The following is a 5347-nucleotide window of genomic DNA, read 5'->3' as shown; positions in this document are numbered from 1 at the left end:
GTGGCAGCGGGCACCCGGCCCCGGCTCCGCGCGCGGCCCGCGTGGTGCGCGCGAGCGCTCGGCTGAGCCGGCCCGCCGCGGAACGGCCCGGCCCTGGCCCCTCCCCCGCCCGCTCCCCTCGGCAGCGCACCGGTGCGTCCCTCCCCCCGCCGAGGGGTCCGCCCGTCCCCCGCCCGAGCGCCCGCGGTTCGCTCGCCGGCGTGACGACCCGGCCGGTGCCCGCTGCCTAGCCTCCGGGCATGACGACGTACGGACACCTGTACCTCCCCGCCCGCCGGTTCCTCGCCGCCCTGCTCGGGCTGCTGGTGCTCGTGCCCATGGCCGCGTGCGGGACGGGCCGGGACCACGATCGCGACAGCGGCACCGCCGGCACCCCGGCCGCCGCGAAGGACCACCCCGCCGCCCGGGCCGTGGAGAAGTATCTCGACCGGGTCTGGCCCGACGGCGCCCCCGGCACCGTCGTCGCCGCCCGCGGCGGCGCGCGGGTGGTCTGCTCGGGCCGCGGCCTGGCCGACCCGGCGGAGGGCACGCGCGCCGGGTGCGGCACCGTGTACGACATCGCGTCGATGACCAAGCAGTTCACCGCCGCCGCGATCGTGAAGCTGCAGACCGAGGGCCGGCTCGACGTCGCCGACCCCCTCGCCCGGTACGTCGACGGGGTGCCCGCGGACAAGCGCGGCATCACCCTGCACCACCTGCTCACCCACACCGCCGGCCTGCCCGAATCCCTCGGCGACGACTACGACCCCGTCTCCCGCGCCGAGCTGGTCTCCGGCGCCCTCGCCGCCCCGCTGCGGTCGCGGCCCGGTGAGACCTACGCGTACTCCAACACCGGCTACAGCCTGCTCGCCGCGGTCGTGGAGGAGGCGTCCGGCACCGGCTACGAGAGGTACCTGGCCGAACGCCTCTTCCGCCCCGCCGGCATGACCGACACCGGCTACGTCCTGCCCGGCTGGGACCGCGGGCGCATCGCCGTCGAGTACGACCGCGCCGGCCGCCCGCAGGGCACCCCGCTGGACCACCCCTGGGCCGCGGACGGCCCGTACTGGAATCTCCGGGGCAACGGCGGCATGCTCTCCACCGCCCGCGACATGCTCCGCTGGCACCGTGCCCTCCTCGGCGACCGCGTCCTCGGCGGCGCGGCGAGGTCCCTGCTGTTCACGCGGTACGTCTCCGAAGGCGAAGGCGGCGGCTCCTTCTACGGCTACGGCTGGAGCCTGCTCGACCTCGACGGCGCCCCCGTCGCCACCCACGACGGCGGCAACGACTGGTCCGCCGGCCGCGTCGCGCGCTTCCTGGACGACGGCACGCTGGTGTTCTGGATCAGCAGCGGCGCCATGCGCGACGGGCGGTGGGACCTGCCGGCCATGGACCGGGAGTTGACGACCGGAATCGCCGAACGGGTGCGCGCCCGCCCGTAGGGTGGGCGCATGCCGCACTCGCCGTTCGAGATCGAGTCCCTCGCCGAGTTCGACGCCGCCGTCGGCTCCGGCTCCATCAGCGGTTTCCGCGTGCAGTCCGTCGACCTGACGGGCCGCACGCGGCTGCTGCTCACCGCGGACGTGCACGGCGCCGTGTTCCTCGGCTGCGCGATAGCCGAGGAGGCGGCGCGGCGCGTGCAGCGCGACGGCGCGCTGGTCTTCCCCGTGGTGCCGGATCTGCCGTTCGACCCGTACCGGGGCGCGCTGTACACCCCGGACGAGCTGTTCGCGGGCCTGGCGCGGGGGTACGAGGAGACGCCCGACGCCCGCTCGTACGCCTGGTTCCAGCGCACCCGCGCCGAGCACGACATATTCGCCGCGGTGATCCGGGGCATGCACGACGAGTCGATGTCCAACGCGCTGGACGAGCGGCTGCGCGCCGGCCGGCCCGTCGTCGGCGTCATGGGCGGGCACGCCCTGCAGCGCGGCGGCGAGGAGTACGCGGGCGCGGCCGAGCTGGGCCGGGCGCTGGTGCGCGCCGGGTTCGACGTGGCCACCGGCGGCGGTCCCGGCGCGATGGAGGCGGCCAACCTGGGCGCGTACGCGGCGGAGTTCGACGACGCGATGCTGGCGGAGGCGGTCCGCATGCTGGGCAAGGCGCCGTCGTTCTCCCCTCCCCCAGGGCCTTCGGCCTGGGCGGTACCCCCGGTCACGGAGTGGGCCGAGGCGGCGTTCGCGGTACGGGAGCGGTGGCCGGGCGGCGGCGACTCGATCGGCATCCCCACCTGGTTCTACGGCCACGAGCCGCCGAACGCCTTCGCGGGGCACATCGCGAAGTACTTCGCGAACGCGCTGCGCGAGGACGGGCTGCTGGCCCGCAGCACGGCCGGCGTGGTGTTCCTGCCGGGCGCGGCGGGCACGGTGCAGGAGATCTTCGACGCGGCGACGCCCAACTACTACGAGTCGCGCGGCGAGCCGCGCCCCATGGTGCTGGTGGGCCGCGGCCACTGGTCGGCGCGGCTGCCGGCGTGGCAGCTGCTGTCGGCGCTGGCGGCGGGCCGGTCGATGGCGCCGCGGATCGCGCTGGTCGACTCGGCGGCCGAGGCGCCGGAGGCGCTGCTGCGGCTCGGGGCTGCGGGCTAGCCCGGGGCGGCAGGCGGGGCGGGGCGGCGGGCTAGCCGGAGCCGTCGGGCGGCAGCGTCACCGTGACCGTCAGCCCGCCGCCGGTGCGGGGGCGGGCCGCCGCGTCCCCGCCGTGAGCGCGGGCGACGGCCCGTACGATCGACAGCCCCAGCCCGGCGCCGCCGCCGGCCGCCAGCCGGTCGCCGCCGAGGCGGCGGAAGGGCTCGAAGAGGGCGGGTATCTCGTACGGGGGCACGGCGGGGCCGCTGTTGGCGACCGCCAGCTCCGCCCCGCCGCCGGCCCGGGTTCCGCAGGTGACGCGGACGTGCCCGCCGGTGCCCGAGTTGTGGCGGACGCCGTTCTCGACGAGGTTGTGCGCCAGCCGCTCCAGCAGCAGCGCGTCGCCGGCCGTCCACGCCTCCGCGGTCCGCGCCGTCACCTCGATCCCGTCCCGCGCCGCCGCGGGCGCGGTCTGCGCGACGACGTGCTCGACGATGTCGGCGAGGTCGACGGGGTGCCGCTCGGTGATCTCGTTCTCGGAGGTGGCGAGGAGCAGCAGCCCGCTGATGAGCCGCTCGTGCCGGGAGTTGATCTGCAGCAGGTCCTCGCCCAGGCGGGTGACGTCGGCGGAGGCGGCGGGCCGGTGCATGGCGGTCTCGACCAGGACGCGGCCGATGGTCAGCGGGGTGCGCAGCTCGTGGGAGGCGTTGGCGACGAAGCGGCGCTGGCCGTCGAAGGAGCGGTCGAGGCGCTCGACCATGGTGTCGAAGGTGTCGGCGAGTTCCTTGACCTCGTCGTCGGGGCCGGCGAGCGCGATGCGCTCGTGCAGCCCGCGGCCGGCGGCGGGGGCGTCGGCGATGCGGCGGGCGGTGTCGGTGACCCGGTGCAGCGGGGCGAGGACCCGGCCGGCGACGAGCCAGCCGAAGCCGGCCGCGGCGGCGCCGACGACGAGGAGGGCGATGCCGCCCTGGGTGAGGAGGGAGTTGCCGGCGGCGTCGCGCAGGGCCTCCTCCCGGCTGTCGGTGAACCGCTCGTGGACGGGCCCGGGGTCCGGGCCGGGGCCGGGGGCGCCGGACGGAGTGCCCGGGGCGGCGGTCGGCGCGGCGGACGCCTCGGCGGGCGGCGCCGCGGACGGCCCGGTGGAGCTGCTGTTGAGCGTTCCGCCGCCGAGGCGGGCGTTGAACAGCACGTACGTCAGCCCGAGGAGCACCGCGCCGGCGGCCAGGAACATGGCACCGTAGACGAGCGTCAGCCGGGCGCGGAGGGTGAAGCGCCGCGGCCGGAGCGTCCTGCGCGGGCCGGTCACGGGATGCGGTATCCGACGCCGGTGACGGTCTCGACGACCGGCGGCTCGCCCAGCTTGCGGCGCAGCTTGAGGACCGCGAGGCGCACCGCGCCGGTGAACGGGTCGGCGTGCTCGTCCCACGCCTTCTCCAGCAGGTGTTCGGCGGAGACCGGGGCGCCTTCGGCGCGCAGCAGTTCGGCGAGGACGGCGAACTCCTTGCGGGACAGCGGCACGTAGCGGCCGTCGCGTACGACCTCGTGCCGGGCCGGGTCCAGGGCGATCCCGGCGCGGCGCAGCACGGGCGGCGCGGCGGGCCGGACGCGGCGGCCGAGCGCCAGTACCCGGGCGGCGAGTTCGGGGAAGGCGAACGGCTTGGTGAGGTAGTCGTCGGCGCCCAGCCCGAGGCCGGCGACGCGGTCGGCGACGTCGCCGGCGGCGGTGAGCATCAGCACCCGCGCGGCCGAGCCGGCCGCGACGAGGCGGCGGCAGACGTCGTCGCCGGGCACGGCGGGCAGGTCGCGGTCGAGGACGACGACGTCGTAGTCGTGGACGGCGGCGCGCTCCAGCGCGGCGGCCCCGTCGTACGCGATGTCGACGGCGTGCGCCCCGGCGCGCAGCCACGCGCCGACGGCGTCGGCGAGCACCGGCTCGTCTTCGGCGACCAGCACCCTCATGTCACGGCCTCCCTCCGGCTGGGCGGGTTCGGGGCCATCGTGCCGAACGACGCGTTTCCTCGCCGTCAGGAACCGCGGCCGTACGGCGGAAACAGCCGGGAAACGCGCCGTCCCGTTGCATCGGCCGCGCGGCGCCGGCGTCCGGCCGGTGCCGACGACACGAGCGGAGACGACGATGCGACGACGTACGCGCACCGCGTTCGCGGCCCTGCCGCTGGCGCTCGCCCTGGCCCTGACCGGCTGCGGCTCCGACGTCGGCGGGGACGAGGTGGCCTCGGCGGGCGGCGAGAAGAAGGACGGCGGGGGCCGGGAACCGGTCGCGGAGGACCTCGACGAGCAGATGCTGCAGTTCGCGCGGTGCCTGCGGAGGAACGGCGTGGACGTCGAGGACCCGGAGCCCGGGCAGGGCGTCGCCCTGAACATGGACGGCGTCGACGAGGCGGTGGCGGACCGGGCCATGGAGGCGTGCCGGAAGTACGACCCGGCGACGTCCTCGAAGGACGACCCGATCAGCAAGGAGCTGGAGAAGAAGCTGCGGAGGTATGCGCGGTGCATGCGCAACAACGGGGTGGCGGACTTCCCGGATCCGGTACCGGGCGGCGGGCTGCAGGTGGACGGCGCGATCGAGCAGGACCCGGACTACGACGGGGCGGAGCAGGCGTGCAAAAAGCTGCTGCCGGCGGGCGAGGGTGAAAGCTCCACGAACGAGAGGGAGGGCTGATGAACGCGCGGCCCGCCACCGCCCGGCAGGAGCCGGACCCCGCGAAGTCCCGCCGGGCGCCGGACCCCGGCGCCGCCCGGCAGGAGCCGGACCCCGCGAAGTCCGCCGCCGGGGCCGCCGCGCC

Annotated in this window: 5 protein-coding genes; 3 read left to right on the top strand and 2 right to left on the bottom strand. The window is 76.7% G+C overall.

The window, feature by feature from the left end:
• The first annotated feature begins 239 nt into the window (after window positions 1-239).
• Window positions 240-1421, top strand: a complete 1182-nt coding sequence (locus tag ABD317_RS33010; RefSeq protein ID WP_344294904.1) for a serine hydrolase domain-containing protein — start codon at window positions 240-242, stop codon at window positions 1419-1421.
• 9 nt (window positions 1422-1430) lie between these two features.
• Window positions 1431-2564 carry an LOG family protein gene (locus tag ABD317_RS33005; RefSeq protein WP_344294902.1) on the top strand — a complete coding sequence of 378 codons (1134 nt, stop codon included), beginning with the start codon at window positions 1431-1433 and terminating at the stop codon, window positions 2562-2564.
• 31 nt (window positions 2565-2595) lie between these two features.
• Here the strand turns inward: ABD317_RS33005 and ABD317_RS33000 are convergent, their stop codons facing one another.
• A complete protein-coding gene (locus ABD317_RS33000) occupies window positions 2596-3849 on the bottom strand; it encodes a sensor histidine kinase (RefSeq protein ID WP_425582499.1) in 1254 nt (417 codons plus the stop codon).
• Window positions 3846-4502: a response regulator transcription factor gene (locus ABD317_RS32995; RefSeq protein WP_344294900.1), complete on the bottom strand. Its 657-nt coding sequence runs from the start codon at window positions 4500-4502 to the stop codon at window positions 3846-3848. The genes ABD317_RS33000 and ABD317_RS32995 overlap by 4 nt, the downstream gene beginning before the upstream one ends.
• Before the next feature lie 175 nt (window positions 4503-4677).
• Between ABD317_RS32995 and ABD317_RS32990 the strand changes: the two genes are divergently transcribed.
• A complete protein-coding gene (locus ABD317_RS32990; RefSeq protein WP_344294898.1) occupies window positions 4678-5223 on the top strand; it encodes a hypothetical protein in 546 nt (181 codons plus the stop codon).
• The last annotated feature ends 124 nt before the right edge of the window (window positions 5224-5347 follow it).

Origin of the sequence: Streptomyces synnematoformans, assembly GCF_039531005.1 — a bacterium.
Lineage (GTDB): Bacteria > Actinomycetota > Actinomycetes > Streptomycetales > Streptomycetaceae > Streptomyces > Streptomyces synnematoformans.
The sequence above is the reverse complement of the archived record's forward strand: the minus strand, read 5'-3'. Positions and strand labels throughout refer to the sequence as shown.